The organism is Sphingosinicella sp. (assembly GCF_052387495.1).
Taxonomy (GTDB): domain Bacteria; phylum Pseudomonadota; class Alphaproteobacteria; order Sphingomonadales; family Sphingomonadaceae; genus Allosphingosinicella.
Genome location: NZ_JBQTJC010000269.1, coordinates 1 through 3,231 on the forward strand (window position 1 = coordinate 1; position 3,231 = coordinate 3,231).

Consider the following 3,231-nt stretch of genomic DNA (forward strand, 5'->3'; position numbering starts at 1 on the left):
GCGGCGGCGATGGGCTTCACCCTGCAGAACAGCGCGATGATCATCACCGGGGCGCTGGTCGGCTCGTCGGGCGCGATCCTCAGCTACATCATGTGCCGCGCGATGAACCGCAACTTCATCTCGGTGATCGCCGGCGGCTTCGGGGGCGGCGACGCGGCGATCGCCGACGGCGGCGGCGCGAGCGACCGGCCGTGGAAGCGCGGCTCGGCCGAGGACGCGGCCTTCCTGATGAAGCAAGCCGAGCTGGTCATCATCGCCCCCGGTTACGGGATGGCGGTGGCCCAGGCGCAGCATGCGGTGCGCGAGATGGCCGATTTGCTCAAGGAAGAAGGCGTCCAGGTCAAATATGCGATCCACCCGGTCGCGGGGCGGATGCCGGGCCATATGAACGTGCTGCTCGCCGAGGCGAACGTGCCCTATGACGAGGTGTTCGAGCTCGAGGACATCAATTCGGAGTTCGCCCGCGCCGACGTCGCGCTCGTGATCGGCGCCAACGACGTTACCAATCCGGCCGCCAAGACCGACAAGAGCTCGCCGATCTACGGCATGCCGGTGCTCGACGTGGAGAAGGCCAAGACCGTGCTGTTCGTGAAGCGCTCGATGGGCGGCGTCGGCTATGCCGGCATCGACAACGAGCTGTTCTACCGCGACAACACGATGATGCTGCTTGGCGACGGCAAGAAGATGGCCGAGGAGATCGTCAAGTCGATCGACTGAGCGGCCGACGGAACTCCGCTATCCGTTCGATTCGGTGCGAAGTGCATCCGAAACGGATGAGATTCGGCGACAGGTCGGAGCCTGGGCCGAGACTAGGCCTTTTTAGGCCCGCGCTTTTTGCTTCGCTCCATTCCGGAGGAAAGGCCCGATCGTCCCCTCGATCTCCGCGCCGTCGCAAAAGTATTGGAGTTCGACTGGCTTAGTTGCTCAAGAACAGCCTCCAGTTCGGAGCCAATAGCAATTCACTGGCGAAGATGACGCGGCGAAGCTCCATTTCGGACGGGGCAGTGGCGAGCGGGGGCAACATGGCGCATGATGCGCTGGCCATGGTTGAATATCGGAACGATCCCGAAGTGTTTCTGTATGGCGACGGCGACGAAGCTTTCGCGCGGGCCCGACTGACGGCGAAACTGGCGGGGCTTCGCGTGGCGGGCATGCGGGTCATCGGGGAGGCAGGCGACAGTGCCGAGCCCCCGGCCGCCAGGCCGATCGTCGAAGCGGGCCTGGAAACGCCGGCGCTCATCGCGCTGCTCGACAAGCTCCAGCGCGAGGCGACGGAACTGGGCCTGCCGGCGGTGGTCGCGGCGCCCGCCGGTCTTGTCGACCTGGTCTTCGCCAGAGCCGGACATCCCGCCATCGAGCTGCTCGTTGACGCCGACGAGCGGGCCCGCGTCGAAGCCTATGCTTCGGTCGCAATGCCGTGGCCCGACCAGCTCCACGATGTGGGGCGCGAGGGCCAGGAATTGCTGCAGAAGCTGTCGGAGGATGTCGGCCGGCTGGCCAACATGCTCGCGTCGCTGTCGGACGAGGAGGCGGCGGAGCTGGTCGCTGCGCGGCCTTCGGTCGGCGCCGAGGAGCGCGAGGACGGGCTTGAGCCGGGCGAGATAAGGGCGCTGATCCGGGCCCGGCGGCTGCGCGACCAATATTTTTCCGGCGAGCTGTTCGCCGATCCCGCCTGGGATATGCTGCTCGACCTCATGGCGGCCCGGCTGGAGAGGAAGCGGGTCGCGGTCTCCAGCCTGTGCATCGCGGCGGCGGTGCCGGCCACGACTGCGTTGCGCTGGATCAAGGTGCTGACCGACCGCGGCCTCTTCGTCCGTTCGGCCGATCCGCAGGACGGCAGGCGGGTCTATATCGAGCTCTCCGACGAGACGGCGCGGGCGCTCGCCGCCTATCTCCTCGCGGCCAAGCGGATCGCGCCCGCGGCGATCTGATCTGGGCCTTGCTCGCCGTAGCGCGCGGTGGCAGTGGCATCGCCACGGGTGGTTAGCTCAGCTGGTAGAGCATCTCGTTTACACCGAGAGGGTCGGCGGTTCGAGCCCGTCACCACCCACCATTATCAGGCGAGCAGCGCTCCGCGCCGTTCAGCCATGTCCGGGGGACATGGCGATCTGATCATTATGCCGCTGGCGCGGCCTCGCCTGGCAAGCCAGCCTTGGCGGCGAATCGTCGCTCTATCAGAAACCGATCCAGCCGAGCAGCCATAGCAGCAGCAGCGTCCCGAGCGCGGTGACGAGGAACGAGCCGGCACAGCCTACGCGGTTCGAGAAGAACAGGAACATCGTGGACCGAACGTCTGAGCCTATGCCCTGCTCCGTCTCGTCGTCGCGGACATAGTTCGCAGTCGGTTAACCAATAGCGGCTACCGCATTGCTCTTGAACATTTTTCAGTGCCGGGTTGGGGAATGATTTCGTGAATCGCGCGGTTGATGGGGATTCTCTGCCCGAAGACGCGGGAAGGCGCGAGAACCGGTGCTCGCCGCGGCCGAACCTGCTGCTCGCGGCCACGATCGAGGCTGATGGGCTGAAGGCGCCCGTGCGCATCCGCAACCTTTCCGAACGCGGCGCGCTGGTCGAAGGGCCGGCGCTGCCCGGCGTCGGCGCCCGGGTGATGCTGCGCCGGCAGGAGGTTGAGATCGCGGGCCGCGTCGTGTGGGCGGCGGCCCCGCGCTGCGGGATCGAGTTCGACGGCCACGTTTCGGTTCCCGAGTGGATATCGGGGAGAAAATCGGGCGACATCTTCGGCCAGGCGCGGGTCGACACGATCCAGGCCGCGATCCGCGCCGGCGCGGCCGTGCCGGCACCGCCGGCTTCGGAAGAAATCGGAAGCGCGCTGGCGCAGCTCGACGACCGGCTGGCCGAGGAGCTAATCTGCCTGCGCCGCCTGCTGGAGACGACGGGCGATGCGCTGATCGATGAGCCGATCGTCGTCGAGCGCCACGCCGCCTTGCTCCAGAATTTCGACCTCGCCGCCCAGATCCTCGGCCATGTGGCGAAGATCCTCGCGGCGGACGACCGCGCTGCGGCGGTCGATGCGATCGGCATGAACGAGCTGCGCGCGCGGCTGACACGGCGGGCGGCGCCTGGGGGGTGACGGCAGAAAGCCTGTCACCGGGACGAGCGCAACTCTGCCGTCGACAGCGACGAAAGCGAATTGCGCATGGTGTCCCGGGCTAGGGTTCCCCCGGATTAGCCGGATTAGTGGCGTCCTCGGATTAGGCGCTCGATGATGAC

The 3,231-nt window shown here is 66.9% G+C and carries 3 protein-coding genes and 1 tRNA gene; all 4 read left to right on the plus strand.

Going from position 1 to position 3,231, the window contains the following annotated elements; translation table 11 throughout:
* A partial coding sequence (locus tag ACT4N8_RS14830; protein WP_444858889.1) for an NAD(P)(+) transhydrogenase (Re/Si-specific) subunit beta occupies positions 1–717 on the plus strand: 717 nt, incomplete at its 5' end.
* 326 nt (positions 718–1,043) lie between these two features.
* The gene (locus ACT4N8_RS14835; protein ID WP_444858890.1) at positions 1,044–1,931 is read left to right on the plus strand and encodes a hypothetical protein; all 888 of its coding nucleotides are present in this window, start codon (positions 1,044–1,046) and stop codon (positions 1,929–1,931) included.
* Between the two features lie 46 nt (positions 1,932–1,977).
* Positions 1,978–2,053 (plus strand) — tRNA-Val (locus tag ACT4N8_RS14840).
* 357 nt (positions 2,054–2,410) lie between these two features.
* Complete coding sequence (locus ACT4N8_RS14845) at positions 2,411–3,091, plus strand: PilZ domain-containing protein (RefSeq protein WP_444858891.1); 681 nt, start codon at positions 2,411–2,413, stop codon at positions 3,089–3,091.
* Positions 3,092–3,231: the final 140 nt, after the last annotated feature.